This is a genomic window from Metabacillus herbersteinensis (assembly GCF_042433335.1).
GTDB lineage: Bacteria > Bacillota > Bacilli > Bacillales > Bacillaceae > Metabacillus > Metabacillus herbersteinensis.
In genome coordinates this window covers 1-26,775 of record NZ_JBHLVO010000041.1, presented here as the reverse complement: position 1 = coordinate 26,775, position 26,775 = coordinate 1, and the positions used below count along the sequence as shown (strand labels likewise).

The following is a 26,775-nucleotide window of genomic DNA, read 5'->3' as shown; positions in this document are numbered from 1 at the left end:
AGGTAGAGTTTTTTCTTGCTTTCCTATCTTCATTTTGTTAGTATGGTAACATATTAGCGAACTAAAGGATTCGGAACTTTTTGTTAATGTGAGAATTTGGGGGTATAGAACAATGTTTATGTTTGAAAAACCACTCGGAATGATTGATACATTACCAGCTTTATATGATGTGAAAAAGAAAACTCGTCAAATGATGACAGATGTTATAGAAAACTGGGGGTTTCAGTTTATTGAGACACCAACACTTGAATTTTATGAAACGGTTGGTGTGCAATCAGCAATTTTAGATCAACAGTTGTTTAAATTACTTGATCAGCAAGGGCAAACTCTTGTGTTGAGACCTGATATGACAGCACCAATTGCACGGGTCGCTGCTTCGAGATTATATACGAATACTTATCCAATTCGTCTCGCCTACTCTGCGAATGTTTTTCGTGCTCAGCATAGAGAAGGTGGGCGACCTGCAGAGTTTGAGCAAGTTGGTATTGAACTAATTGGCGATGGAACGACAAGTGCGGATGCAGAGGTTATCTCGTTAATGATTTCAAGCTTGAAGGAAGCAGGCTTAACGAACTTTAAAGTTGCAATTGGTCATATTGGATTCGTTAATGCGCTTTTTAAAGAGGTTGTAGGAAACGAAGAACGCGCTGACACATTAAGGCGCTTCCTATATGAAAAAAATTATGTCGGCTACCGTGAACATGTAAAGTCTTTAGCACTATCTTCAATTGATAAACAACGACTTCTTTCTCTTTTAAAGTTGCGAGGAGACCTTGAAAAAGTGACAGAAGCACAGGATCTAGTCTCAAGTGAGGATGGGAGAGCGGCATTAGAGGAATTGAGACAATTATGGTCACATCTTGAAGTCTTTGGTGTTACAGATTATTTGAAATTAGATTGTAATCTTGTTAGTCATATGAGCTATTACACCGGTATTTTATTTGAGGTTTATGCAGAGAATGTAGGCTTTTTAATCGCTAACGGTGGTAGATATGATACTTTATTTGAAAAGTTCGATCGTGCAGCAGCAGCGACTGGATTTGGAATTAGGACAGATCGGTTAATAGAAGCATTGAAAGTATCTTCTGATCAAAAGATTTACTGTGTGATTTTTAGTCAAGAAAGACGTGCGGATGCGACCCAATTTACTTCACAGCTTCGAGCTGAGGGAAATCGTGTGGTTATGCAAGAAATTACAGGAATCAAGGACGTGGATGCATTTTCAAAGATGTTTTATGATGTGACGTATTTCATCGGTTCGAGAAAGGAAGAGCGAGATGAATAACATACTTACGATTGCGATGCCAAAAGGGAGAATTTTTGAGGAAGCTGCTGATTTGTTACGAAAAGCGCAGTATCAGCTACCACCTGAATTTGATGAATCTAGAAAGCTAATTCTAGATGTACCAAATGAGCAAATTCGCTTTATTTTAGCAAAACCGATGGATGTTGCAACCTATGTTGAACACGGTGTTGCGGATGTAGGGATTGCTGGGAAAGATGTAATGCTTGAAGAAGAGCGCGATGTTTATGAAGTACTTGACTTGAAAATAAGTGAGTGTCACTTAGCGGTAGCGGGGCTTCCAGGTGTGAAAATTACTGATGTTGCTCCAAAAGTCGCCACAAAGTATCCAAACGTTGCTTCTAGTTATTTTCGCGAACAAGGAGAACAAGTTGAAATCATTAAATTGAACGGTTCAATTGAGCTCGCCCCGTTAATTGGCCTAGCGGATCGCATTGTTGATATTGTATCAACAGGTCGAACGCTACAGGAAAACGGGCTGGTTGAGTTGGAGCATATCTGTGATATTACTTCGAGGTTAATTGTCAATCCGGTTAGCTATCGAATGAAGGATCAACAGATAGACGACTTAGTGGAACGGCTATCAAGAATTATTGGAGGTGTATGATGAAGATTACACGTCTATCTCATCAGAAAGTTTCCTTGCGACGATCAATTGATACAGGTACTACTGAACAACGAAATGTGGTTCAGTCAATTATTCAGGATATAAAAGAGAATGGTGATTCAGCGCTGTTTTCCTACACGGAAAAATTCGATCGTGTGAGTCTTTCTGAATTAAGAGTATTAGAGAGTGAAATTTCACAAGCTTACAAAGAGCTAAGCGATGAATTAATTGGAATTATACGTGAAGCGGCAGCTAATATTCGCTCCTTTCATCAAAAACAAAAAAGAGAAACATGGATTTCCTATGACGAAGACGGGACAATGCTTGGGCAAAAGATCACAGCATTAGACTCAGTTGGTGTTTATGTTCCAGGAGGTACAGCAGCTTATCCGTCTTCCGTTCTCATGAATGTAATACCAGCTCAGGTTGCCGGTGTGAAGCGAATTGTGATTACGACTCCACCGACAAAGCAAGGGAACTTGCCTGCAGGTGTTTTAGTAGCTGCAAATGAATTAGGTATCAAAGAAATCTATAAAGTGGGTGGAGCGCAAGCTATTGCAGCACTCGCTTATGGAACTGAAACAATACCACCTGTAGATAAAATTATCGGACCAGGTAACATCTATGTGGCACTTGCAAAACGTGAAGTGTTTGGAATCGTCGATATTGATATGATTGCAGGACCTAGTGAGATTGTTGTCTTGGCTGATGATACCGCTAAGGCAAATGAAATCGCTGCAGATCTTTTATCACAAGCTGAGCATGACAAGTTAGCATCTAGTATTTTAGTAACTCCTTCAATGAAGCTTGCAGAAGAGGTGAATGCGGAAGTTGTGAAGCAGCTGAGCACGTTGCCTAGAAAAGAAATTGCAGAAGCCTCAATTGATATATATGGACATATTTATGTAACGGAAAACCTTTCTACAGCAATTGCGACGGTCAATGAATTAGCACCAGAACACTTAGAAGTAATCACTGAAAAACCAATGGATCTTCTTAACGAAATCAAGCATGCAGGCGCAATTTTCCTTGGACGATACAGCTCAGAGCCTGTTGGCGATTACTTTGCAGGACCAAACCATGTTCTGCCAACGAACGGAACAGCGAGATTTTCAAGTCCATTGAATGTTGACGATTTTATTAAAAAATCGAGCATTATTTCTTATAGTGAAAAAGCCTTCTACAACAACGCGAGCAAGATTACCAAGCTTGCCAGACTTGAAGGATTAGAAGCACACGCACGAGCACTCGAAGAACGATTAAAGTAGGAGGCTTACAATATGACAAGGATTGCTAGTATTGACCGTAAAACGAACGAAACAAATATCTCACTTTCACTTGCAATAGATGGAGAAGGGAAATCAGATCTAACAACAGATGTCCCGTTTATGAACCATATGCTTGATCTTTTTGCGAAGCATGGTCAATTCGATTTAACTGTTAATGCTGATGGAGACGTCGAGATCGATGATCACCATACAACAGAAGACATTGGCATTTGTTTAGGCCAAGCATTTCGCGAAGCACTAGGTGATAAAAAAGGGATCAAAAGATACGGAAATGCTTTTGTACCGATGGATGAAGCACTTGCTCAGGTGGTTGTTGATTTGAGTAATCGTCCTCATTTTGAATTAAAGGGTGAGTTTCCTAGTGAAAAAGTGGGAAGCTTTGACACAGAGCTTGTTCACGAATTTTTATGGAAATTTGCTTTAGAAGCACGCATTAATTTACATGTGATTGTTCATTATGGACGTAATACACATCATATGATTGAAGCGGTTTTTAAAGCATTAGCGAGAGCGTTAGATGAAGCCTCAATCGTGGATCCACGTATCAAGGGGGTTCCATCCACGAAAGGGATGTTATAAATGATTGCGATCATTGACTACGGAATGGGCAATTTATATAGCGTAAGTAAGGCACTCGAACGGATGAATGTCGAGTACTTTTTATCTGGAGATGCAAAAAGTCTAGAAAATGCTGATGGTTATATTCTTCCAGGTGTTGGTTCGTTTAAGGATGCAATGTCTATTTTAAATGAAACTGGGTTAACTGATTTTATAAAAAAAATTGTTGCAGAAGGTAAACCACTTTTAGGAATCTGCCTTGGGATGCAGCTTTTGTTTGAGGAAAGCGAAGAAAATGGCTACTCACATGGATTAGCACTACTTCCGGGTAGAGTGATTAAAATTCCTGAAGAGAGCAGCGAAGGACGATTAAAGGTTCCACATATGGGTTGGAACAGGTTAATTGTGCAAAAAGAAAACCCATTAGTAAGCGACAGTGACTATGCCTATTTCGTTCACTCTTATTTTATAGACTCAAATCAGAATGACGTAATTTTAGCTAGTGCTTCCTACGGTGTCGATGTTCCAGCAGTTGTAGGAAATGGAAACGTTTTTGGTACTCAATTTCATCCTGAAAAAAGCAGTGAGTTGGGAATAAGCATTTTAAAAAATTATGTCAAACTAGTAGAAGGAGAGTGAACATGAGCCAATTTATTCTATATCCTGCAATTGATATGCGCGGTGGAAAATGCGTTCGTTTACTTCAAGGTGATTATAATAAGGAAACAGTTTACGGAGACTCCCCTTTTGACATGGCAAAGACATTCGCAGACGATGGTGCTAGTTGGATACATATGGTTGACTTAGATGGTGCAAAGCAAGGTAAACTTGTAAATCACCAATATGTATTGGATGTAGCAAGCAAGCTATCCGCAAAAGTGCAAATCGGTGGTGGTATACGTACAGAGGAAGACGTAGACTTTTATTTGCAGAACGGCGTAGATCGAGTGATTTTAGGAAGTGCAGCTATCTCAAACCCTACCTTCGTAAAAAAAATGCTCTCAAAATATCAAGAGAAAATTGCAATCGGAATTGATGCCAAGGATGGCTATGTTTCAACAGAAGGGTGGTTAAACACATCCAATGTGAAAGCAACTGAACTTGGTAAAGAGCTAGCTCGTGCTGGCGCAGAGGTATTTATTTTCACAGATATCGCAACAGACGGAATGCTTTCAGGTCCAAATGTAGCGGCTATTGTTGAAATGGCTGAAGTGACTGGAAAAAGCGTGATTGCCTCTGGAGGTGTAAGTTCGCTTAGTGACTTGAAAACACTTTCTACATATAAAGCTTCAGGTGTTTCAGGTGCCATCGTCGGAAAGGCTCTTTACACAAACAAATTTCAGTTAAGTGACGCGTTAAAAGAGGTAAGCCTTCTATGATTACAAAACGAATTATTCCATGTTTAGATGTGAAAGATGGACGTGTTGTTAAAGGGATTCAATTTGTGGGATTAAGAGACGCGGGGGATCCTGTAGAGCTAGCGACCTTTTATGATGGAGAAGGCGCCGATGAGCTCGTGTTTTTAGACATTTCAGCATCACATGAAGGTCGAAAAACAATCGTTGATGTTGTAGAGCAGGTTGCAGCACAGCTAGCGATTCCTTTTACAGTTGGTGGTGGAATTAATAGCCTTGAAGATATGAAGAGAATTCTTCGAGCTGGAGCGGATAAGGTTTCCTTAAACACTGCGGCAGTCCTACGACCAGAATTGATTTCGGAAGGTGCTAGCTTCTTCGGCTCACAGTGTATTGTTGTTGCGATCGATGCAAAATACGATGAAGCTTTAGGGAGCTGGCGTGTTTTTACACACGGTGGCCGCGCAGAAACTGAATGGGAAGTTGTGGCATGGGCAAAAGAAGCAGTTAGTCTGGGAGCTGGAGAAATTTTATTAACGAGCATGGACAGTGATGGTGAGAAAAAGGGATTTAACCTCGCCTTGAATAAAGCGGTTAGTGAGTCTGTTTCAGTGCCGGTAATTGCTTCAGGTGGAGCGGGAAACGCAGAGCATTTTTACCAGGCTTTTGAAGAAGGAAAAGCAGATGCAGCGTTGGCAGCATCAATTTTTCATTACAAAGAAACATCTGTTAAAGAAGTTAAAACGTATTTAAATCGTAAGGGGGTGCTTGTACGTTGAAGCTCGATGATATTAAATTTGATGAAAAGGGTTTAGTGCCAGCAATTGTTCAAGATGTATCAACAAAAGCGGTCCTAACACTTGCATACATGAACAAGGAATCTCTAGAGAAAACGTTGTTTACAGGTGAAACGTGGTTTTACAGCCGCTCAAGACAAGAGCTATGGCACAAGGGAGCAACTTCTGGAAATACCCAGAAAGTTATTGACTTGAAATATGATTGTGATCAGGACGCTATTCTAGTGATCGTACAACCCGATGGGCCAGCTTGTCATACTGGAGCGTTCTCCTGTTTTAATGACTCGATAAAGATGACCGAGCCTGCTACGACAAAAGAGTCATCATTTGAGATTTTAGCTACTTTAGAATCGCTCATCGCTCAGCGTGAAGATGAAAAACCTGAAGGCTCCTACACAACTTACCTGTTCACTGAGGGTGTAGATAAGATTCTTAAAAAGGTCGGAGAAGAAGCTTCTGAGGTTATTATCGCGGCAAAAAACCGTGACAAAGAAGAGCTTAAGTGGGAAGCAGCAGATCTCATATTTCATCTCATGGTCCTGCTCCGCGAACAAAAGTTACCACTAGCTGAGGTATTAGAGGTTTTAAAAGAGAGACATAAATAATTACCAATTATGGTGCCTGGTCCCCGCCGACTTAAAATCGGAGTGGGACCAGGCACCACTTGTATGTCAACAGGAATGTGGTATACTTACGTACGGTGAAAGTAATGAAATGGAGGATTTCAGTGGGAAAACAATTGAGCAAAACTGGGAAAAAAGCACAAGTTGTCCCGTTTCTCCAAGATGGACAATACTACTATAAAAAAGGGTTAAAAGCGTATCGAGAGCACAATTTCGAGAAGGCAAGTAAATATATGAAACGTGCGATTGAACTTGATCCAACAGATTCCGAAAAACTCTCTCAACTAGCTACCATCTATACAGACATGGGACACTATCAACAGTCAAACGAACTGTTATCACATATATTGAAAGAAGTGGACATTCATTTAAATGAATGTCATTACTTTATGGCAAATAACTTTGCACACCTAGGTCTCTTCCAGGAAGCGTATAAGTGTGCAACAGCTTACGCAGAAAAAGAACCATTTGGTGAATTTATCGCTGACAATGAAGACTTAATAGAGCTTCTTACAATAGAAGATGAGGATGATGGAAACTTCTTGCAGGATCCAGATGACTTAATTATTAAACAAGATGCAGCGAAATCCTTGTTAGAAAATAGTCAATTCGAGGACGCTATTCTTTTGCTACAAGAAATTGTCAAAGAGTATCCCGAATTTTGGTCTGCCTACAACAACCTCTCACTAGCCTATTTTTATGTAGGTGAAGTGGAAAAGGCAAAAGCCTATTTACAAACAGTTCTCCAGAGAAGTCCGGGAAACCTTCATGCACTTTGTAATCTACTAGTGTTTTATTATTATGAACGAAAAGATGACAAAGTAGAAGAGCTTGCAACCAGCTTATCAAATGTACACCCGATTCTTTTTGAACATCGCTACAAATTAGGCGCTTCATTTGCTTTGGTTGGTCGATATCCGATCGCTTATAAATGGCTACGTTATTTATATAAACAAGGGTTTGAAGGCGATGACACCTTTTACTACTGGCTGTCTTATTCTGCCTACCATACAGGAAAAGTAGAATTTGCCAAACAAGTATGGAATCGTGTTCTTCAAGAAAATCCTCAAAAAGAAGGCTTTGAACCTTGGGATGAATCAAAGCACGGTCAACATCATTATATTAATATGACTGTTGAAGAGCGCTTGTATGCAATTTTTCTTGCAGCACAGACGAATAATAAGCAACAAATAGAGGAATATCAAACAGCAAGAGTACCGCAAACTCACTTTGAAAAAGAGTTTTTAGAGCTTTCGTTAATGAAGCAAAAAGGCGATCTTTCTAAGGTTTCGTCACAAGTAAAGTGTGCGTTTAATACGGCAGAGATTCTCTATGAGTCTACAGAGGATGACAATTTCTTTTTATTTGCTTTTCGAATATTAGTAAAAGCTTCAAAAGAAAAAGCTTCAATGAAGAATCATGCTGGTTGGGCAGCAGCTCTTTCTTATTTATGGAAAAATGAGCAGGGACAGAAAGTAAGCCAAGCAAACATCGCCAAGGAATACAATATTTCTGTATCAACTGTGGCAAAATATATTTCGTATGTTAAGGATTGTTAGCTTGAGCAAAATAATGGCATGAATCCTTTAAATTTTATAGGATAAGTATAGGGAATGACTAAAGAAGTAGAGTTATCATTTGCAGCCTATAACAAGGAGTGAAAATTCGTGTCAGAAGAAAAAATCTATGATGTAATTATTGCAGGTGCAGGACCAGCTGGTATGACAGCTGCTGTTTATACATCTCGTGCGAACTTATCAACATTAATGCTAGAACGTGGTGTCCCGGGTGGACAAATGGCGAATACTGAAGAAGTAGAAAACTACCCTGGTTTTGATCATATATTAGGTCCGGATTTATCAACAAAAATGTTTGAACACGCGAAACAATTCGGTGCAGAATACGCTTATGGTGACATCAAAGAAATCATTGATGGGGAAGAGTACAAAACAATCGTAGCCGGAAAAAAGCAATTCAAGGCACGTGCGGTCATCATTACCACAGGTGCAGAATATAAAAAAATTAATGTTCCTGGTGAAAAAGAACTCGGCGGTCGTGGTGTATCTTATTGTGCGGTATGTGATGGTGCGTTCTTTAAAGGAAAAGAATTAGTTGTTGTTGGTGGAGGAGACTCTGCGGTTGAAGAAGGTGTTTATTTAACTCGCTTTGCAACAAAGGTAACAATTGTACACCGTCGCGAAGAGCTACGTGCACAAAAAATTCTTCAGGATCGAGCATTTAATAATGAAAAAATTAATTTCATTTGGAACAACACGGTGAAAGAAATTCATGACCAAGATGGAAAAGTTGGTAAGGTAACACTTGTGAACACTGTAAATGGTGAAGAGCAAGAATTCAAGACAGACGGTGTGTTCATCTATATTGGTATGGTACCATTGTCAAAGCCTTTTGCTAGCTTAGGAATCACAAATAAAAATGGATATATCGAAACAAATGAGCGCATGGAAACGAAGGTACCAGGGATTTTTGCAGCAGGTGACATTCGTGAAAAAATGCTCCGCCAAATTGTAACTGCAACGGGAGACGGAAGTGTGGCAGCGCAATCTGCTCAGCACTATGTCGAGGAATTAGCAGAGAAGTTAAAGGCCGTAACCAAAAAGTAAATTTTGTCGAATTGTGGTTAACAATTTCGTAACTATGTTTTAACTCTCCTGTAACATGAGTGAAACAATTATGAGTTACTATAAAGGTAGTAATTGACCCCCTTTTATAAATAGACTTACTTTTGAGCATGGGCGCCCTTTCCCATGCTCCTTTTTTTTAGTATCAGAAAGTATAAAATTTGATACTAAGTCTGCGTTTCGTAAGTCCAGCTCCAGCGCCTAGCCCCGACGCACAGGACGTGCTAGTGCAGTCAATGCGACAGGACGTCGCGTTTTTGACTGCCTCGAGGTCATAAGTCAATTCTAAATTGAAGGCAAAGAACGCCTTCTACCCTAGAATCGTCTTATGCTATGCCTAAGGCTGAACAAGGCGCTTGCGCTTTTTTTAAAAGATAAGAAAGTATAAGTTTTTTGTACTTAGTTTTTGTGTCTAGCTCCAGGCGCCATCGGCTCTATGGTCTAAGCCAATCCGTCCAGAAGGTTAAAGAACAACCTTCCAGCCGGCTCGTCTTATGCTTGTCGCCGATAAGCGGGCGCCTTGCGCTTTTCTTATTTAGTCTCTGTCCTACTTTTATTTTTAAAAAAATGAAACACTTTTGCGTTTCGTTCGTATACATAATTGGACCAATTTACATTCTGAAAGATAACAGAGTTTCTGTTCATTGTGACTGTCACATTTAAATAGTATAATAGTACAAATGAGAATGTCTTTAGTTTGTTTGAGATAGATGATGATCAAGACTTTGTTAGCCGAGGTGAAGACGTTGCAAAGAGTAGCAAACTGCGTCTTAGTGAAAGAAAATAAGGTTCTCCTCCTACAAAAACCTAGAAGAGGCTGGTGGGTAGCTCCAGGTGGAAAAATGGAGCAAGGAGAGTCGATAAAAGATGCAGTTATTCGTGAATATCGCGAAGAAACAGGCATATATTTAAAAAACCCTAAAATTAAGGGGATTTTTACCATTTTAATTCAAGACAACCAAGAGATTGTTTCTGAATGGATGATGTTTACGTTTTCCGCATCTGAGTTCAATGGAACAAATGTTAATCATTCAGAAGAAGGTACAATTGGTTGGCATGAAATTGATACCATCAGTGATCTTCCGATGGCTCCAGGCGATTATCATATACTGGACTATGTGATAAAGGGAACAGGGATCATCTATGGAACATTTACGTATACACCTGATTTTCAATTAATCTCGTACCGTCTAGATCCACAATGAAATAACTAAAGTAGGTAGATACATGAAATTGATTTTTAGGGAGGAGGCAATGAAATGAACTTTGAGAGTAATCCAACAACCCCTCAACATGAGATTAAAATGGTGATTATTACGGGGATGTCTGGTGCAGGAAAAACTGTCGCCATTCAAAGCTTTGAAGACTTAGGATATTTCTGTGTGGACAACTTGCCGCCCACATTGTTACCAAAATTCCTTGAATTGATGAAGGAATCAGGCTCAAAGATGAATAAAGTGGCACTTGTGATGGACCTGCGCGGAAGAGAATTTTTTGATAGCTTGTTTCAAGCATTAGATGATATTGCTGAGAAGGCTTGGATTACACCTCATATTCTCTTTTTAGATGCAAAGGATACTACCCTTGTTACACGATACAAGGAAACGCGCAGATCTCATCCATTAGCGACAACTGGCTTGCCTCTAGAGGGTATAGGCCTTGAGCGTGAATTACTAGAGGAAATTAAAGGTAGAGCGCAGTTGATTTTTGATACGTCTGATCTAAAGCCTAGGGAATTAAGAGACAAAATTCTTAAACAATTTGCTTCAAATGTAGAGCATACATTTACGGTAAATGTCATGTCTTTTGGATTTAAATATGGAATTCCGATTGATGCAGATCTTGTTTTTGATGTTCGTTTCTTGCCAAATCCACATTATATTGACCATATGAGACCAAAAACAGGTCTTGATGAAGAAGTTTCGACTTATGTCTTGAAGTGGAATGAAACCACGAAGTTTATTGAAAAACTGGTAGACTTACTGGCATTTATGCTTCCTTATTATAAACGCGAGGGTAAAAGTCAGCTTGTCATAGCGATTGGTTGTACGGGAGGACAGCATCGCTCCGTGACATTAGCAGAATATATTGCCGCACACTTCAAAAATGACTATCAAACACATGTTTCACATCGAGACATTGAAAAGAGAAAAAAATAATCGTGACGACCACACAGCTGCCTAAAGTCGTAATCATCGGTGGAGGAACCGGACTATCGGTTTTATTAAGAGGGTTAAAGCATTACCCTGTTGATATTACAGCAATTGTTACGGTTGCTGATGATGGCGGTAGCTCAGGCAGACTTCGCGATGAATTACAGATTCCCCCTCCTGGTGATATACGGAATGTTTTAGCAGCACTCTCTGATGTTGAACCATTAGTTGAAGAACTATTTCAACATCGTTTTAATAAAGGAAACAACTTAATTGGTCATTCGCTTGGTAATCTAATTTTGGCAGCAATGACGAATATTACAGGTGACTTTGTAAATGCCATTCGTGAGATGAGCAAAGTATTGAATGTTCGAGGAAACGTACTACCTGCTGCAAATCGCAGTGTTATTTTAAATGCAGAAATGGAAGACGGCACCATTGTTACGGGTGAATCCAAGATTCCTTATTCAGGCAAAAAAATTAAGCGTGTTTTTCTTACACCAGAACAAATTGAACCTCTTCCTGATACACTTGACGTCATCCGTGAAGCCGATTTAATTATCATTGGTCCCGGAAGTTTATATACAAGTATTTTGCCAAATCTTCTTGTTCCGAAAATTGGAGAAGAAGTTCGCAAAGCAACTGCAAAAAAAGTTTACATTTGTAATGTAATGACACAAGCTGGTGAAACCCTTGATTTTTCTGCAAGTGACCATGTAAAAGCATTATATGAACATATGGACTGTTCCTTTATGGATACTATTCTCGTCAACGATGAAGAAATTCCGGATCACATTAAAGTAATCTATGAAGAAGAGTTAGCCAAACCCGTTCATTTTGATATAGAAACACTTCGATCACTGGGTCTTGAAGTGATCTTTGACCATATCGTTTCCTATGAAAATAACGTAATCCGCCATGACACGAACAAAGTGGCAAAACTTCTTTATGAAATGATACCAAATAAAAATAAATAGTAGGTGCAACCGAGTGCACGTCTAGAATGGGGGTGCAGGATCATATCATTTGCATCGGAAACCAAAAAAGAACTAACAAACCTTGAGATTAAGCCTTGCTGTTTAAAAGCAGAGCTGTCTGCACTCATCCGCATGAACGGATCACTTTCCTTTTCAAATCGAAATATCACGTTAGATATTCAAACTGAAAATGCAGCAATTGCAAGAAGAATTTATACACTTCTAAAAAGACAATATGAAGTATCAGTTGAACTTCTCGTCCGAAAGAAAATGCGCCTAAAAAAGAACAATGTCTATATCGTTCGAATCGTGTTAGGTGCAAAAGCCATTCTCGAAGATTTAAGTATCTTAGAAGAAAACTTTACGTTTGTACGAAGTATTGCTGAATCTCTTGTGAAAAAGAAATGTTGCAGACGCTCTTATATTAGGGGGGCATTTTTAGCTGGTGGTTCTGTTAATAATCCAGAAACTTCTTCCTATCATCTTGAAGTCTTCTCGCTTTATAAGGAACATAACGACTCCCTTTGTGAGTTAATGAATACGTTTCAACTAAACAGCAAAACTTTAGAACGAAAAAAAGGATTTATCACATATTTAAAAGAAGCTGAGAAAATTACAGAGTTTTTAAATGTAATCGGGGCACACCAAGCTTTATTACGCTTTGAGGATGTACGAATTATCAGAGATATGAGAAACTCTGTAAATCGTCTCGTTAATTGTGAAACCGCTAACTTAAATAAAACAATTGGTGCTGCACAGAGACAGGTAGAAAATATTCAATTTATCGATCAGCGTATTGGCCTAGATACATTACCTGATAAGCTTCGCGAAATTGCGCGCTTACGTGTTGATTATCAAGATGTTACTTTAAAGGAACTTGGGGAAATGGTAAGTAGTGGAACGATTTCAAAATCTGGAATCAATCATCGTCTTCGCAAGTTAGATGAGATTGCTGAACAGCTAAGAACCGGGCAACCACTAACCTTAAAATAGATTATATTCTAAATTAGAAAAGAGGAGATTACAATGGTTGAGAGACAAGTCGAGGTCAATTTAAAAACCGGATTACAAGCTCGTCCTGCAGCGCTATTCGTCCAAGAAGCAAATCGTTTTTCTTCAGACGTATTCTTAGAAAAAGACGGCAAAAAAGTAAACGCAAAAAGCATCATGGGTCTCATGAGCCTGGCAATCAGCACAGGCTCAGTCATTCAGTTAATTGCAGAAGGAAATGACGAGCAGGAAGCTGTTGAAACACTAGCTAAATACGTCCAGCGAGAGGCATAATAAATAAGCACACCACCTATCCTTAAGCGGTGTGCTATTTTAATGGAGTCCGAATTTCTAGAATTGTGCTGAAGGCGTTGGAGTTGGATGCCGAAACGCAATGAAAAAAACTTATTCTTAAAACAAAAAAACTCACCTCATTTCAAAAGAGGTAAGTTTTTTCTAATTATTATTTTTTATCATTAATTAGTGTGCTACGTTCTAAAACTTTGTCAATTAAACCATACTCTAACGCGCGATCTGCTGTCATAAAGTTATCACGCTCAGTATCGCGGCCAATTACTTCAAGTGACTGACCTGTACGTTCAGATAGAATCGTGTTTAACTTTTCACGTAAGAATAGAATGCGTCTTGCAGCAATCTCAATCTCTGTTGCTTGTCCTTGTGCGCCACCAAGTGGTTGGTGAATCATGACTTCACTATTTGGAAGAGCGTAACGCTTGCCCTTTTCACCAGCTGCAAGTAAGAATGCCCCCATGGAAGCGGCCATACCAATACAAATTGTTGAAATTTTTGGCTTAATAAATTGCATCGTATCATAAATTGCCATACCAGCTGTGATTGAACCACCTGGGCTATTAATGTAAATGGAAATGTCTTTCTCTGGATCTTCCGCTTCTAAAAATAAAAGCTGAGCAACGATTGAGTTTGCAACACTATCATCAATCCCGCTTCCTAGCATAATAATGCGGTCTTTCAAAAGACGAGAATAGATGTCATAGGCACGTTCCCCGCGGTTTGTTTGTTCAACAACTGTAGGTATTAAATGCATTGTATTTCCTCCTTTTTTATACTTTCAATATTAATATCACCTTTAGACTAAGCTTGCGTTTCTGAATCCAGCTCCAGCGCCTGCCCCGACGCACAGGAAGTGCTAGTGCAGTTACAGCGACAGGACGTCGCGGTTGTAACTGCCTCGAGGTCATAAGTCAATTCTAAATTGAAGGCAAAGAACGCCTTCTATTTAGAATCGCCTTATGCTTGTCGGAGGCCTGCAGGATGCAGGTCAGAAAGGCGTTGCGACAGGACGTCGCGAACTTAGCCTTTCTTCCTTTGAACAAGGCGCTTGCGCTTTTTTAGTGGAACTAATATGTATTACCATCATACAACTAAGGTCAATTAAGGTCAAACAAAACGCAGTAAGAAATATTTTATTCTATAAACCAATATATGTAGGAAATCCAAAGACATGTATTCATGTTACCCCAAATTTGTACATTTCAAACGATTGAGTTACAAGCATGCTGATGAAATTACCGCTTGAAAAGGTTTTGTTATTAGCATATAATTAACAATACTGACGGTTTGTTAAGCCTCAACTAATATGCGCTCGTAGCTCAGTGGATAGAGCGATGGTTTCCGGTACCATGTCAGTCGGGGGTTCAAATCCCTTCGAGCGCGTCTATGAAAACGAGAATGCTGTTAAATCGGCGTTTTAGTGCGAAATAATCCGGAAAAGCGTCTCCTAATAAACGTCGAAGTGGCACGGTCTAGAATAAACGGAACAGTTATTTCCGTTGGGTTCTCCGTCAGTTTATACGTTGGGAAGACGTGTCTATTCGAAAATATTATAACGGTATTACGAAGCCTCTCGATAATGAATCGGAAGGTTTTTTCGTTATGGAAAGAATGCGTCGACGAAATAGAGCGATAGTAAAGAGCCGAGAAATTGACCCACGAAATAAAATAAACCACGGAATTACAGTCAACGAAGCATTAGAAATCGTGATGCGTATCTACGAATCCGAAGGCTACCGTTCAAGAACGATAAATGATTATCGGAAGTTTTGGGCGGAGTTTATTTCAATTGTAAATAAGCAGTTGATTACCGATGTGTATCACGATGATCTCCATACGTACATTCATCATTTATTACACCCGAGAAAACGTTCGCCAGTAACGGTAAACATCCGGTTGTCTGCGATTAGAGCCATATTTAACCGTCTGCACAAAGAAGAAATAATATCGATTAGCCCCGTAGAGAGGATTCGGAAGTTAAAGACGGATGAGCAACGCATTTTCACGCTAACGGACCACCAAATAAAGCGCTTATTCTCCGTGATAGACAAAGATAGCTTCGCGGGCTATCGAGACTACTGCGCCCTTCTGACGGCTTTAAAATGCGGACTACGTTCGAACGAGCTTCATTCGCTAGAGATAAAGGATCTCGACCTCGATAATAGCGTTATTTTACTTCCTGGGGCGAAGAACAAGAATCGGAAGACTAGGACGGTACGATGTCCAGAAAAGTAGTCGAAGAATTAACGCAACTAATCAACGAGACGAGAGATTATTTCGGACCGGAAGTGTCACACGTTTTTACGAATCAGTTCGGCGAAATAATGAAGCACGATTTATTACGGAAAAGAATCGATATGTATTCCAGAAACGCAGTTGGCTGAAAGAGCGTAGGATAAAACATTTAAAATCATAAAGAATAAAGGAGCTGGAGATTCTCTCTCCAGCTCCTTTATTAACTTAAACCTAGTAGTCGTTATAATAATCATAGGGGTAAAAGTCATCTCTTGGGCGACAACGGCGAACCCATCTACATTCACGAACCCATCGACAGCGAGGAGGTCGAGGGGGGTAGTAAGGCTGTCCATAAGGCTGTTCATAGGGCTGTTGTCTATTAAAAGTATCAAGGTAGTTAAATTGTTGTAGATCGTTAGGTTTCATTTCAGGTTGGTATTGGTAATTCAATGAAATCTCTCCTTTTAATCAATTTTCAAAATTTTCATTGTTATTTTGTTTTACACAATAACACTATATGTTTAAAGAATGAATTGAAATGGACTTATACCTAAAAAACGAGCCTAATTTTAGGTATTTAAACTAGAAGTTTTAAAATACTGATCCTTCTTCAATTATTTTGAGCAAAACTCAAGGTCTTTAACTTCCTCTTTGAAGGGGATGTCATACAAAGTGCAGATTGTAATCACAGAAGCTATGTAACTTAAAAGGTTTTGATGTTGAACAATCGGAGAAAACTGCGCAACAAATAACGGGCGGGCTTCGGCTCGCTCTTTTTTTGTTTACATAACAGAACGTATATTCGTATAATATAACGTAGAGGTGATGACGATGGCTAACTACGGAATAATGATAACGAAGAAACTACCGGATGGATGTACAGAGGTACACGTAATGGATTTCGGGATGGCACGAATATGGTATGTTAACTTCGAAGAGTCAGATACTGCATCGATGCCTGATACATTACGGGAGTATGTCCGGGATAACAGCGATAAGATTAAGTCAGGGCGCTGGCACTATAGCGGAACAACAACGAAAAAGTAACGATTAGAAACGATTTCCTACTATATAATAAGTTCCTCTATTTCAAATTAACGCTTGTACATCGGAGCCAGTTAACGCTATAATACGAAATATAGGCGGAGTAGTCCGTATTGGGTTCACGTCTACATAACAGTTTACCGTATGGGAAAACGTAAGTAACACGAGAGGTTATCGTAAGCTGATCGTTATAATATCGAATAGAATTCCGGTACCATGTCAGTCGGGGGTTCAAATCCCTTCGAGCGCGTCTATGAAAACGAGAATGATCCTAATGGATTGTTCTCGTTTTTTTTGTCTAGCTTATAAAAAAAATTAAATCTAGCCTAGACACTAAAAGGGAAACTACACTTAAATTGTGATTAAAGCATGTTAATTCCAGTTTCTCACCTTATAATAAAGATATGTTCAAAACAAAGAGAGACAAAGGAAATAATAATCTTCATAGAGAATTCATTAAGTGAACCTGTACTCACAACTGATTAGATTGAATATGATGATGTCGAAAAACAATCACAGTAAACAAATAATACATTTCAATAGCTTGTGAAAAATTAAATTTCTTAAAATATTTCATGATCACCTTCTCAATGACATATGTATCAACTAAACTATGTCAAAGGTCCGGTGTTTATCGCTAATTCAACCTTCCAAATTCTTTTCATTCAAGTATTGAGCGGCTTCGTGTAAAATGTAACGTAGGGGGAAGTGAAATGGATATGAAAATGGGTTTAATTCAAGAACAATCGTTAAAATTAAGCATGACTCAAGAGTTGAAGCAGGCAATTACCTTACTTCAGTATTCGACAGTGGAACTCGCGTCCTATATTCAAGAGCTTGCAATGGAAAATCCCCTCATTGAAATTAAAGAGACGAATCATACAAACATATTAACAAAAAAATCAACTCGTAAACCGATGCATCAGAGTAAAGAGTCCTTGATTGAAAATGTATCGAGCAGAAATGGTAGCTTAAGAGAATATTTAAGAAGTCAGTTAGTTGACACCCCTCTAACAAGAGAAGAAAAGAAATGTCTCCACTTCTTAATTGATGCTTTGGATACAAATGGTTATCTGAAAGATGACTTGGAAGAACTAGCGAAAAGTCTACAATTTTCTATTGAATTTGCAGAGGAACAACTTTCAATGTTACAAGATTTAGAGCCTGCGGGAGTAGGTGCCAGGTCCTTGCAAGAATGCATATTACTTCAGCTCCAAAGATGTCCAAATCGCCATTTAACCGCTGAAGCGATCATAGCAAATCACTTTCGAATATTTGCAGAAAAGTCTTGGAAAGACCTATCAAAGAAAACCAAACTCACATTAATTGAAATTCAGGAAATACATGACATTGTTAAACAGTTAGAACCAAGGCCAGGTCTTCAATATCAAGAAGAAGAAGCGAGCTACATTGTGCCAGATTTAATTGTGAGAGAAGTGAATAATAGCTTAGGTATCTACTTTAATGATGAGATTTCACCACGAATCAATGTAAATAAACAATATGAGCCCCTGGTTAATGTCCCGAATGATAAAGAACTGAAATCCTACATTTCTAGTAAATTGCAACAAGGTCGTTGGCTTGAGAAGTCGTTAGAACAACGAAAAGATACGATGCTAAGAGTCATGAAGGAAATTACGATACGTCAAGAGGATTACTTTTACAACGGAGAAGGATTTTTGAAACCGCTAACATTAAAAGATATTGCAGACGAATTGGAGATACATGAATCGACAGTGAGTAGAACAGTCAAGGATAAATATGTTCAAACCCCACACGGATTAGTTGAAATGAAATCATTTTTTTCAACAAGGCTCGATCAACAGGGAAATGCAGATGACTTATCCTCATCAACTGTAAAAACAACCATTGAAACCCTTGTCCAAAAGGAAAATAAAGCTCACCCACTTTCAGATCAAAAAATTGCAAATGTCTTAAAAACCGATTATGGTATAAATGTTTCAAGACGAACTGTAGCAAAATATCGAGATCAACTCACTATTCCGTCTTCTGCATTAAGGAAACGATATTAGAAAGGCTGTTCAAAAATGGTTGAAGTTAAAATGTATTCAAAAGATAAGTGTTCACTTTGTGATAAGGGGTTAGCAATCCTACATGAACTACAAAAGGAATTTTCCTTTTCAATCGAAGTGGTTGATATTTATCAAGATGACAATTTATTAGAACTTTACCAGGTTATGATTCCGGTCATTACAATTGAAGATGAGATCATCGAATTTGGAATTGTCGAAAAATATAACCTAAGAAAGCGGTTACTTATAAAAAGTCAAGAAACAATTCTTGATTAAGTTTTTTACCCCTGTTAAAATAAATATATAGCAGGGGTGATTTTTTTTTGCTTGAGTGGGACATAATAAGTCATAGAGGGACGTTTTGAGTCCAATACCACGATTCATGAGAGGGAAGTATGGTATGAGTTCACTGATTGAGGTTCAAAAAAAATTATTACCCGATCTTTTGCTAGTTATGCAAAAGCGATATGAGATTCTGCAATACATACGTCTCATGCAGCCGATTGGCAGAAGAAGCTTATCAACGAGCCTCGGAATTTCTGAACGCATCTTACGAAATGAAGTTCAATTTTTAAAAGATCAAAATTTAATTGATATTCATACTTCTGGCATGACATTAACTAAAGATGGATCATCTCTGTTAAAAGCACTTGAAGAAATGATGAAGGATGTTTTAGGATTGTCTCTTTTGGAAACTACATTAAAAGAGAGATTTAATCTAAACAAGGTCATCGTCGTCTCCGGTGACAGCGATCAATCTCCATGGGTAAAGAAAGAAATGGGGAGAGCATGTGTCACATGCATAAAAGACCGATTAACCGGTAAAAATATCGTCGCTGTTACTGGAGGAACAACACTTGCAGCTGTTGCTGAAATGATGACGCCAGATTCTAAAAACCGCGAGCTTTTGTTTGTTCCGGCTCGAGGTGGTTTGGGAGAACACGTTGAAAATCAAGCAAACACAATCTGTGCAAAGATGGCTGAGCGTGCGATGGGAAACTATCGTTTGCTTCATATTCCAGATCAGCTCAGCCAGGAAGCGTATCACTCAATCATTGAAGAGCCATCAATTAAAGAGCTCCTTGAAATGATGAAATCTTCAAGTATGGTTATTCATGGGATCGGAGACGCTAAAACAATGGCGGAGCGCCGTAAAACTCCTCTAGAAGAATACAAGAAGATTGAAGAGGGTAACGCAGTTGCCGAGGCATTTGGGTATTATTTTAATCAACAAGGTGAAGTTGTACATAAGGTGCAAACCGTTGGTATCCAATTAGATGATATGAACCGTACACCGAATGTCATTGCTGTAGCAGGTGGTGCATCTAAGGCAAGTGCAATTGAGGCTTATATGAAACAAGCGTTGGATTCCATCTTAATTACAGATGAAGGCGCCGCAAAAGAGTTAATAAGGGACTAACTGATCCCTGATTATATTAAAAGCGCAAGCGCCTTGGTTAGCCCCGACAAGCATAAGGCGATTCTAAATAGAAGGCGTTCTTTGCCTTCAATTTAGAATTGACTTATGACCTCGAGGCAGTCAAGAACGCGACGTCCTGTCGCATTGACTGCACTAGCACGTCCTGTGCGTCGGGGCTAGGCGCTGGAGCTGGATACCGAAACACAATTTCGGTAAAAGTTATATATATAAAATAAAAACTAAGATCCAAAGTAATTAATGTGGATCACAACTCAAGGAGGAAATTAATCATGGCAGTAAAAATCGGTATTAATGGTTTTGGTCGTATTGGTCGTAATGTATTACGTGCAGCTTTAAACAATCCTAACGTAGATGTTGTTGCAGTTAATGATTTAACAGATGCAAACATGTTAGCTCATCTTTTGAAATATGACTCTATCCACGGGAAATTAAATGCAGAGGTTAACGTTGATGGTAATAACTTAATCGTTGACGGAAAAACAATTCAAGTATCTGCTGAGCGTGACCCAGCGAAATTAACTTGGGGTGAACTTGGAGTTGAAATCGTTGTTGAATCAACTGGTTTCTTCACTAAACGTGCAGACGCTGCAAAACATATTGAAGCGGGCGCTAAAAAAGTAATTATCTCTGCTCCAGCTTCTGACGAAGATATCACAATCGTTATGGGAGTTAACCATGACAAATACGATGCAGCGAGCCATGATGTCATCTCAAATGCATCTTGTACAACAAACTGTTTAGCTCCATTTGCTAAAGTATTAAACGACAGCTTTGGAATTCGTCGCGGTATGATGACAACAGTTCACTCATACACAAACGATCAACAAATCTTAGATTTACCACATAAAGATTACCGCCGTGCTCGTGCGGCAGCTGAAAACATCATCCCAACAACAACTGGTGCTGCAAAAGCTGTTTCTCTAGTACTTCCTGAACTAAAAGGCAAATTAAACGGTGGAGCAATGCGTGTTCCAACTCCTAACGTTTCTCTAGTTGACTTAGTTGCAGAGCTTGATAAAGAAGTAACAGTTGATGAAATCAATGCTGCCTTCAAAACTGCTTCTGAGGGAGAACTTAAAGGCATTTTAGAATACAGCGAAGAGCCATTAGTATCTGGTGACTACAATAGTAACCCAGCTTCTTCAACAATTGATGCACTATCAACAATGGTTATGGAAGGTAACATGGTAAAAGTTATCTCTTGGTATGACAACGAGAGTGGTTACTCAAACCGCGTTGTAGACCTTGCTGAGTACATCGCTTCTAAAGGACTTTAATCATTAAAACTCCACTAGTTCATTCGTGACTTGGAGTTATTAAAAATTAACGCTATAATGTAACCGAAAAGGGAAAGGGATTATCCCTCTCCCTTTTTGTATGCAAAATTCTATTTCAAAGAGGAGGACTTCCCGAAGATGAATAAAAAGTCAGTTAAAGACATTGATGTAAAAGGAAAAGTTGTCTTTTGTCGCGTTGATTTTAACGTACCTATGAAAGACGGAAATGTAACAGACGACACGCGTATTCGCGCAGCACTCCCAACGATCCAATATCTAACAGAACAAGGTGCCAAGGTTCTTTTAGCAAGTCACTTAGGTCGACCAAAGGGTCAAGTAGTAGAGGAATTACGATTAAATTCAGTAGCTGAACGTTTGCAAGAGCTAGTCGGCAAAAATGTCTTAAAAACAGATGAAGCTTACGGGGAATCTGTAAAAGCAGAGATTCAAAAAATGCAAGACGGTGATGTTCTCCTGTTAGAAAACGTACGATTCTACCCTGGTGAAGAAAAGAATGATGCAGAGTTGGCAAAATCATTTGCAGAACTTGCAGATGTTTATGTGAATGATGCATTTGGTGCAGCACACCGTGCCCATGCTTCAACAACAGGTATAGCTGAACACATACCAGCAGTTGCAGGACTTTTAATGGAAAAGGAATTAGAAGTGTTAGGTAAAGCACTTTCAAACCCAGAACGTCCGTTTACAGCAATTATTGGTGGTGCAAAGGTAAAAGATAAAATCGGCGTTATTCAAAACCTATTAGATAAAGTAGACAACTTGATTATTGGTGGGGGCCTTGCTTATACATTTATCAAAGCTCTTGGTTATGATGTAGGTAAATCTCTACTTGAAGAAGATAAAATTGATTTAGCTAAATCATTTATTGATCAGGCAAAAGAAAAAGGTGTAAACCTCTATCTTCCTGTTGATATTGTCGTAGCAGATGATTTTTCTAATGATGCAAATACTCAAATCGTTTCAATCGACAGCATTCCGAGCGACTGGGAAGGCCTTGATGCTGGACCAAAATCTTCAGAAATCTATGCAGACGTCATTAAAAACTCAAAGCTTGTGATTTGGAACGGGCCGATGGGTGTTTTTGAATTAGATGCATTCGCTGAAGGAACAAAAGCTGTTGCGCAAGCATTAGCAAACAGCACAAATACATACACAGTTATTGGTGGAGGAGATTCTGCTGCAGCGGTTGAAAAATTCAACTTGGCTGACAAAATGGATCACATCTCTACAGGTGGAGGAGCTTCCCTCGAGTTCATGGAAGGTAAAGAGCTTCCAGGAGTATTAGCACTTAACAATAAATAATTGATTGGTGGTGTCACGAATTGAGAAAACCTATTATTGCAGGTAACTGGAAAATGCACAAAGTGATGTCAGAAGCGAAAAGCTTTGTTGAAGAAGTAAAAAGCCTTGTCCCGTCTTCTGAAAAAGTTGATGCGGTCGTTTGTGCACCCTCATTATTTTTAGAGCGTTTAGTCGAAATTACGAAAGACACTGAATTAAAAATCGGTGCGCAAAACATGCACTTTGAAGAAAGTGGCGCGTTTACAGGAGAAGTTAGCCCTGTTGCATTAAAGGACATTGGTGTTAGCTATGTTGTTTTAGGACACTCCGAGCGTCGTGAACTGTTTGCTGAAACGGACGATTCTGTAAACAAGAAAACACTTGCTGCTTTTAAGCATGGTTTAAATCCAATTGTTTGCTGTGGTGAGACGCTAGAAGAGCGTGAAGCTGGGAAAACAAATGACCTAGTTGGCGAACAAGTAAAAAAAGCGTTAGCAGGATTAACGGAAGAACAGGCGAATACAGTAGTGATAGCGTATGAACCAATTTGGGCAATTGGAACAGGAAAATCTTCTTCTGCAGAAGACGCGAATGAAGTTTGTGCACATATTCGTAACGTTGTTGCAGAGCAATTTTCACAACCGATAGCAGACGCAGTTCGCATTCAGTATGGCGGTAGTGTGAAACCAGCAAACATCAAGGAATATATGGCACAGCCTGATATCGATGGCGCATTAGTTGGTGGCGCAAGTCTTGAAGCACAATCCTTCCTACAGCTTTTGGAGGCAGGACAAAATGAGTAAAGCACCTGTTGCGCTAATCATCCTTGATGGTTTTGCGTTTCGCAATGAAACAAAAGGAAATGCTGTTGCACAGGCTAACAAGCCGAATTTTGACCGTTATTGGAATCAGTATCCACACTCAACATTAATTGCAAGTGGTGAGTCAGTCGGATTGCCAAAAGGACAAATGGGGAACTCAGAGGTAGGGCATCTGAACATCGGCGCAGGTCGAACGGTTTACCAAAGCCTTACACGTGTGAATGTATCGATCCGTGAAGGCGATTTTGCTAAGAACGAAACATTTCTAGATGCAATCAACCATGTTAAGAAGAATGGAACAAATTTACATGTTTTCGGTCTATTATCAGATGGTGGTGTTCATAGTCACATTCAACATCTGTTTGCCTTATTGCATCTAGCAAAAACTCATGATTTAAAGAATGTCTATATTCATGGATTTCTTGATGGACGTGACGTTGGACCGAAAACAGCGCTGATTTATGTGAATGAATTACTAGAAAAAATGAAAGAATACGGTGTTGGGAAAATTGCGTCACTTTCTGGGCGATACTATTCAATGGATCGCGACAAACGTTGGGATCGTGTTGAAAAGTCGTATCGTGCTATGGTCTATGGTGAGGGACCTGCATACAAAGATCCAATCCAGTGTGTAGAAGATTCGTATACAAATGGAATTTTTGATGAATTTATGATTCCGTCTGTTATTTCAAAAGAAGATGGATCACCAGTTGCAACAATTAACGACAATGATGCAGTTATTTTCTATAACTTCAGACCAGACCGTGCAATTCAAATATCAAATACGTTTACAAACGAGGATTTTCGTTCGTTTGATCGTGGTGTAAAACATCCGAGAAATCTTCATTTTGTCTGTTTAACGCACTTTAGTGAGACAGTTTCAGGGTATGTTGCATTTAAGCCATCAAATTTGGACAATACCCTTGGTGAGGTGTTGTCTCAACATGGTTTAAAACAGCTTCGAATTGCTGAAACCGAAAAGTATCCACATGTTACGTTCTTTATGAGTGGTGGTCGCGAAGATCCATTCCCAGGTGAAGAGAGAATTTTAATTGATTCTCCAAAGGTCGCAACCTATGACCTGAAGCCAGAAATGAGTGCGTACGAATTGACGGGTGCATTACTAAGTGAAATTGACGCAGATAACCATGACGTGATTATCTTAAACTATGCAAACCCAGATATGGTCGGTCATTCAGGAATGCTTGAGCCAACGATTAAAGCAATTGAAACCGTGGACGAATGTCTTGGTAAAGTCGTTGATGCGATTATCGCAAAAGGTGGAACTGCTATTATTACGGCAGACCATGGGAATGCGGATGAAGTTGTCACGTTAGAAGGTGGGCCAATGACGGCACACACAACGAATCCAGTACCAGTTATCGTAACAAAAGAAGCCGTAACACTCCGTCAGGATGGAATTTTAGGTGATCTAGCTCCAACAGTGTTAGACTTATTACAAATCAAATTACCAAACGAAATGACAGGAAGAACTCTTATACAAAAATAAGGTGTCTTTCAGTTGAATCTTAAGAAATTTAGAAATAAAACTTATCTTAAAAGGAGAGAAATTAAATGCCATACATTGTAGACGTTTATGCACGCGAAGTTTTAGACTCACGCGGAAATCCAACAATTGAAGTAGAAGTACACACAGAATCAGGTGCAATGGGACGAGCGTTAGTTCCAAGTGGTGCTTCAACAGGAGAACATGAAGCAGTTGAACTTCGTGACGGTGACAAAGATCGTTATTTAGGTAAAGGTGTTTTAACAGCAGTTAAAAACGTAAACGAAATCATCGCTCCAGAACTTCTTGGTTTTGAAGTAACAGAACAAGTTGCAATTGACAAAGCATTAATCGAGCTTGATGGTACAGAAAACAAAGGGAAATTAGGAGCAAACGCGATCCTTGGTGTTTCAATCGCTGCTGCACGTGCTGCTGCTGATTTACTTCAAATTCCACTTTATCAATACCTAGGTGGATTCAATGCGAAGACATTACCTGTGCCAATGATGAACATCGTTAACGGTGGGGAACACGCTGATAACAATGTTGATATTCAAGAATTCATGGTTATGCCTGTAGGTGCTGAGAACTTCCGTGAAGCACTACGTATGGGAGCAGAAATTTTCCACAGCTTAAAATCAGTTCTTAAAGAAAAAGGCTTAAACACAGCTGTTGGTGATGAAGGTGGATTCGCTCCTAATTTAGGATCGAACGAAGAAGCCCTTCAAACAATCATGGTTGCGATTGAAAAAGCTGGTTACAAGCCAGGCGAGCAAGTTATGCTAGCTATGGATGCTGCATCTTCTGAGTTCTACAACAGAGAAGACGGCAAATACCATCTTTCAGGAGAAGGTGTTGTCAAAACATCAGCTGAAATGGTTGACTGGTACGAAGAAATGGCTTCTAAATACCCAATCATCTCAATCGAAGACGGCTTAGATGAAAATGACTGGGAAGGTCACAAACTTCTAACTGATCGTATCGGTAACAAAGTTCAATTAGTTGGTGACGATTTATTCGTAACAAACACGAAAAAGCTTTCTGAAGGAATTGAAAAAGGAATTGCAAACTCAATTCTTATCAAAGTAAACCAAATCGGTACATTAACAGAAACATTTGATGCAATCGAAATGGCAAAACGCGCTGGCTACACAGCAGTTATCTCTCACCGTTCAGGAGAAACTGAAGACAGCACGATTGCTGACATCGCTGTAGCAACAAATGCTGGTCAAATCAAAACGGGTGCTCCATCTCGTACAGACCGTGTTGCAAAATACAACCAACTTCTTCGCATTGAAGATATGTTAGTTGATTCTGCGAAGTATGATGGACTTAAATCTTTTTATAATTTAAAAAAATAACTCGTTTTTAAACTGTGGTTAACCTTGCAATGGGGTTAACCACTTTTTTTATCGTTTAGCGTACTATGTCAAATACTATTTCTTGGATTTTGTGCATGCCGAACACACCAACCAATTTTAATAACCAATTTTAGGTTCATAAGGAAGC

The 26,775-nt window shown here is 39.2% G+C and carries 27 protein-coding genes and 1 tRNA gene; 27 read left to right on the top strand and 1 reads right to left on the bottom strand.

Going from position 1 to position 26,775, the window contains the following annotated elements; genetic code table 11:
- The first annotated feature begins 112 nt into the window (after positions 1–112).
- The 15 genes from ACFFIX_RS25430 (at position 113) to ACFFIX_RS25360 (ending at position 13,588) form a co-directional block, all read left to right on the top strand.
- On the top strand, positions 113–1,285 hold the full coding sequence (locus ACFFIX_RS25430) for an ATP phosphoribosyltransferase regulatory subunit (RefSeq protein ID WP_378939112.1): 1,173 nt from the start codon (positions 113–115) through the stop codon (positions 1,283–1,285).
- Positions 1,278–1,910: an ATP phosphoribosyltransferase gene (gene hisG / locus ACFFIX_RS25425; RefSeq protein WP_378939110.1), complete on the top strand. Its 633-nt coding sequence runs from the start codon at positions 1,278–1,280 to the stop codon at positions 1,908–1,910. The genes ACFFIX_RS25430 and hisG overlap by 8 nt, the downstream gene beginning before the upstream one ends.
- A complete protein-coding gene (gene hisD, locus ACFFIX_RS25420) occupies positions 1,910–3,178 on the top strand; it encodes a histidinol dehydrogenase (RefSeq protein ID WP_378939108.1) in 1,269 nt (422 codons plus the stop codon). The genes hisG and hisD overlap by 1 nt, the downstream gene beginning before the upstream one ends.
- Positions 3,179–3,190: 12 nt before the next feature.
- On the top strand, positions 3,191–3,778 hold the full coding sequence (gene hisB, locus ACFFIX_RS25415) for an imidazoleglycerol-phosphate dehydratase HisB (RefSeq protein WP_378939106.1): 588 nt from the start codon (positions 3,191–3,193) through the stop codon (positions 3,776–3,778).
- Entirely contained in the window at positions 3,779–4,396 is a 618-nt protein-coding gene (gene hisH / locus ACFFIX_RS25410) for an imidazole glycerol phosphate synthase subunit HisH (protein ID WP_378939105.1), read from the top strand.
- Positions 4,397–4,398: 2 nt separating this feature from the next.
- Positions 4,399–5,136, top strand: a complete 738-nt coding sequence (gene hisA, locus ACFFIX_RS25405) for a 1-(5-phosphoribosyl)-5-[(5-phosphoribosylamino)methylideneamino]imidazole-4-carboxamide isomerase (protein ID WP_378939103.1) — start codon at positions 4,399–4,401, stop codon at positions 5,134–5,136.
- Positions 5,133–5,891: an imidazole glycerol phosphate synthase subunit HisF gene (gene hisF / locus ACFFIX_RS25400; RefSeq protein WP_378939101.1), complete on the top strand. Its 759-nt coding sequence runs from the start codon at positions 5,133–5,135 to the stop codon at positions 5,889–5,891. Before hisA ends, hisF begins: the two co-directional genes overlap by 4 nt.
- Positions 5,888–6,514, top strand: a complete 627-nt coding sequence (gene hisIE, locus ACFFIX_RS25395; RefSeq protein WP_378939099.1) for a bifunctional phosphoribosyl-AMP cyclohydrolase/phosphoribosyl-ATP diphosphatase HisIE — start codon at positions 5,888–5,890, stop codon at positions 6,512–6,514. The genes hisF and hisIE overlap by 4 nt, the downstream gene beginning before the upstream one ends.
- Positions 6,515–6,636: 122 nt before the next feature.
- Positions 6,637–8,091 (top strand): tetratricopeptide repeat protein, encoded by a 1,455-nt coding sequence (locus ACFFIX_RS25390; RefSeq protein WP_378939097.1) that lies wholly within the window; start codon positions 6,637–6,639, stop codon positions 8,089–8,091.
- A gap of 108 nt (positions 8,092–8,199) precedes the next feature.
- Positions 8,200–9,156 carry a thioredoxin-disulfide reductase gene (gene trxB, locus ACFFIX_RS25385; RefSeq protein ID WP_378939094.1) on the top strand — a complete coding sequence of 319 codons (957 nt, stop codon included), beginning with the start codon at positions 8,200–8,202 and terminating at the stop codon, positions 9,154–9,156.
- Positions 9,157–9,920: 764 nt separating this feature from the next.
- Positions 9,921–10,379, top strand: a complete 459-nt coding sequence (locus ACFFIX_RS25380; RefSeq protein ID WP_378939130.1) for an 8-oxo-dGTP diphosphatase — start codon at positions 9,921–9,923, stop codon at positions 10,377–10,379.
- Between the two features lie 54 nt (positions 10,380–10,433).
- Positions 10,434–11,333 (top strand): RNase adapter RapZ, encoded by a 900-nt coding sequence (gene rapZ, locus ACFFIX_RS25375; RefSeq protein WP_378939092.1) that lies wholly within the window; start codon positions 10,434–10,436, stop codon positions 11,331–11,333.
- A gap of 2 nt (positions 11,334–11,335) precedes the next feature.
- Positions 11,336–12,304, top strand: a complete 969-nt coding sequence (gene mgfK, locus ACFFIX_RS25370) for a gluconeogenesis morphogenetic factor MgfK (protein WP_378939090.1) — start codon at positions 11,336–11,338, stop codon at positions 12,302–12,304.
- Positions 12,305–12,346: 42 nt separating this feature from the next.
- Positions 12,347–13,297: a DNA-binding protein WhiA gene (gene whiA, locus ACFFIX_RS25365; protein WP_378939128.1), complete on the top strand. Its 951-nt coding sequence runs from the start codon at positions 12,347–12,349 to the stop codon at positions 13,295–13,297.
- 33 nt (positions 13,298–13,330) lie between these two features.
- Positions 13,331–13,588, top strand: coding sequence for an HPr family phosphocarrier protein (locus ACFFIX_RS25360; RefSeq protein ID WP_378939088.1), 258 nt, complete (start codon positions 13,331–13,333; stop codon positions 13,586–13,588).
- Between the two features lie 169 nt (positions 13,589–13,757).
- Here the strand turns inward: ACFFIX_RS25360 and clpP are convergent, their stop codons facing one another.
- Positions 13,758–14,360 carry an ATP-dependent Clp endopeptidase proteolytic subunit ClpP gene (gene clpP / locus ACFFIX_RS25355; protein ID WP_378939086.1) on the bottom strand — a complete coding sequence of 201 codons (603 nt, stop codon included), beginning with the start codon at positions 14,358–14,360 and terminating at the stop codon, positions 13,758–13,760.
- A gap of 554 nt (positions 14,361–14,914) precedes the next feature.
- Between clpP and ACFFIX_RS25350 the strand changes: the two genes are divergently transcribed.
- The 12 genes from ACFFIX_RS25350 to eno all read left to right on the top strand — a co-directional run bounded on the left by ACFFIX_RS25350 (position 14,915) and on the right by eno (position 26,627).
- Positions 14,915–14,989, top strand: a tRNA-Arg gene (locus ACFFIX_RS25350).
- A 219-nt stretch (positions 14,990–15,208) separates the two neighbouring features.
- Positions 15,209–15,841: a tyrosine-type recombinase/integrase gene (locus ACFFIX_RS25345; RefSeq protein ID WP_378939084.1), complete on the top strand. Its 633-nt coding sequence runs from the start codon at positions 15,209–15,211 to the stop codon at positions 15,839–15,841.
- Positions 15,826–15,990 carry a hypothetical protein gene (locus ACFFIX_RS25340; RefSeq protein WP_378939082.1) on the top strand — a complete coding sequence of 55 codons (165 nt, stop codon included), beginning with the start codon at positions 15,826–15,828 and terminating at the stop codon, positions 15,988–15,990. The genes ACFFIX_RS25345 and ACFFIX_RS25340 overlap by 16 nt, the downstream gene beginning before the upstream one ends.
- Positions 15,991–16,672: 682 nt before the next feature.
- Positions 16,673–16,888 carry a hypothetical protein gene (locus ACFFIX_RS25335; RefSeq protein WP_378939080.1) on the top strand — a complete coding sequence of 72 codons (216 nt, stop codon included), beginning with the start codon at positions 16,673–16,675 and terminating at the stop codon, positions 16,886–16,888.
- A gap of 710 nt (positions 16,889–17,598) precedes the next feature.
- Positions 17,599–18,918 carry an RNA polymerase factor sigma-54 gene (rpoN, locus tag ACFFIX_RS25330; RefSeq protein WP_378939078.1) on the top strand — a complete coding sequence of 440 codons (1,320 nt, stop codon included), beginning with the start codon at positions 17,599–17,601 and terminating at the stop codon, positions 18,916–18,918.
- A gap of 15 nt (positions 18,919–18,933) precedes the next feature.
- Positions 18,934–19,194, top strand: a complete 261-nt coding sequence (locus tag ACFFIX_RS25325; RefSeq protein ID WP_378939076.1) for a glutaredoxin family protein — start codon at positions 18,934–18,936, stop codon at positions 19,192–19,194.
- A 124-nt stretch (positions 19,195–19,318) separates the two neighbouring features.
- On the top strand, positions 19,319–20,338 hold the full coding sequence (locus ACFFIX_RS25320) for a sugar-binding transcriptional regulator (RefSeq protein WP_378939074.1): 1,020 nt from the start codon (positions 19,319–19,321) through the stop codon (positions 20,336–20,338).
- Between the two features lie 290 nt (positions 20,339–20,628).
- On the top strand, positions 20,629–21,636 hold the full coding sequence (gene gap / locus ACFFIX_RS25315) for a type I glyceraldehyde-3-phosphate dehydrogenase (RefSeq protein WP_378939072.1): 1,008 nt from the start codon (positions 20,629–20,631) through the stop codon (positions 21,634–21,636).
- Positions 21,637–21,774: 138 nt separating this feature from the next.
- Positions 21,775–22,959, top strand: coding sequence for a phosphoglycerate kinase (locus tag ACFFIX_RS25310; protein ID WP_378939070.1), 1,185 nt, complete (start codon positions 21,775–21,777; stop codon positions 22,957–22,959).
- A 20-nt stretch (positions 22,960–22,979) separates the two neighbouring features.
- Entirely contained in the window at positions 22,980–23,741 is a 762-nt protein-coding gene (gene tpiA, locus ACFFIX_RS25305) for a triose-phosphate isomerase (RefSeq protein ID WP_378939068.1), read from the top strand.
- Entirely contained in the window at positions 23,734–25,269 is a 1,536-nt protein-coding gene (gene gpmI, locus ACFFIX_RS25300) for a 2,3-bisphosphoglycerate-independent phosphoglycerate mutase (RefSeq protein WP_378939066.1), read from the top strand. Before tpiA ends, gpmI begins: the two co-directional genes overlap by 8 nt.
- A gap of 65 nt (positions 25,270–25,334) precedes the next feature.
- Positions 25,335–26,627 carry a phosphopyruvate hydratase gene (gene eno, locus ACFFIX_RS25295; protein WP_378939064.1) on the top strand — a complete coding sequence of 431 codons (1,293 nt, stop codon included), beginning with the start codon at positions 25,335–25,337 and terminating at the stop codon, positions 26,625–26,627.
- Positions 26,628–26,775: the final 148 nt, after the last annotated feature.

Bases quoted from the DNA above. Each gene is read 5' to 3' on its own strand.
- ACFFIX_RS25325 (WP_378939076.1), top strand. From the start codon at position 18,934: ATGGTTGAAGTTAAAATGTATTCAAAAGATAAGTGTTCACTTTGTGAT.
- hisG (WP_378939110.1), top strand. From the start codon at position 1,278: ATGAATAACATACTTACGATTGCGATGCCAAAAGGGAGAATTTTTGAG.
- hisH (WP_378939105.1), top strand. From the start codon at position 3,779: ATGATTGCGATCATTGACTACGGAATGGGCAATTTATATAGCGTAAGT.
- ACFFIX_RS25360 (WP_378939088.1), top strand. From the start codon at position 13,331: ATGGTTGAGAGACAAGTCGAGGTCAATTTAAAAACCGGATTACAAGCT.
- hisF (WP_378939101.1), top strand. From the start codon at position 5,133: ATGATTACAAAACGAATTATTCCATGTTTAGATGTGAAAGATGGACGT.
- eno (WP_378939064.1), top strand. From the start codon at position 25,335: ATGCCATACATTGTAGACGTTTATGCACGCGAAGTTTTAGACTCACGC.
- hisA (WP_378939103.1), top strand. From the start codon at position 4,399: ATGAGCCAATTTATTCTATATCCTGCAATTGATATGCGCGGTGGAAAA.
- ACFFIX_RS25310 (WP_378939070.1), top strand. From the start codon at position 21,775: ATGAATAAAAAGTCAGTTAAAGACATTGATGTAAAAGGAAAAGTTGTC.
- hisB (WP_378939106.1), top strand. From the start codon at position 3,191: ATGACAAGGATTGCTAGTATTGACCGTAAAACGAACGAAACAAATATC.
- rpoN (WP_378939078.1), top strand. From the start codon at position 17,599: ATGGATATGAAAATGGGTTTAATTCAAGAACAATCGTTAAAATTAAGC.
- hisD (WP_378939108.1), top strand. From the start codon at position 1,910: ATGAAGATTACACGTCTATCTCATCAGAAAGTTTCCTTGCGACGATCA.
- clpP (WP_378939086.1), bottom strand. From the start codon at position 14,360: ATGCATTTAATACCTACAGTTGTTGAACAAACAAACCGCGGGGAACGT.
- ACFFIX_RS25320 (WP_378939074.1), top strand. From the start codon at position 19,319: ATGAGTTCACTGATTGAGGTTCAAAAAAAATTATTACCCGATCTTTTG.
- gpmI (WP_378939066.1), top strand. From the start codon at position 23,734: ATGAGTAAAGCACCTGTTGCGCTAATCATCCTTGATGGTTTTGCGTTT.
- rapZ (WP_378939092.1), top strand. From the start codon at position 10,434: ATGAACTTTGAGAGTAATCCAACAACCCCTCAACATGAGATTAAAATG.
- ACFFIX_RS25430 (WP_378939112.1), top strand. From the start codon at position 113: ATGTTTATGTTTGAAAAACCACTCGGAATGATTGATACATTACCAGCT.
- ACFFIX_RS25340 (WP_378939082.1), top strand. From the start codon at position 15,826: ATGTCCAGAAAAGTAGTCGAAGAATTAACGCAACTAATCAACGAGACG.
- ACFFIX_RS25345 (WP_378939084.1), top strand. From the start codon at position 15,209: ATGGAAAGAATGCGTCGACGAAATAGAGCGATAGTAAAGAGCCGAGAA.
- gap (WP_378939072.1), top strand. From the start codon at position 20,629: ATGGCAGTAAAAATCGGTATTAATGGTTTTGGTCGTATTGGTCGTAAT.
- ACFFIX_RS25335 (WP_378939080.1), top strand. From the start codon at position 16,673: ATGGCTAACTACGGAATAATGATAACGAAGAAACTACCGGATGGATGT.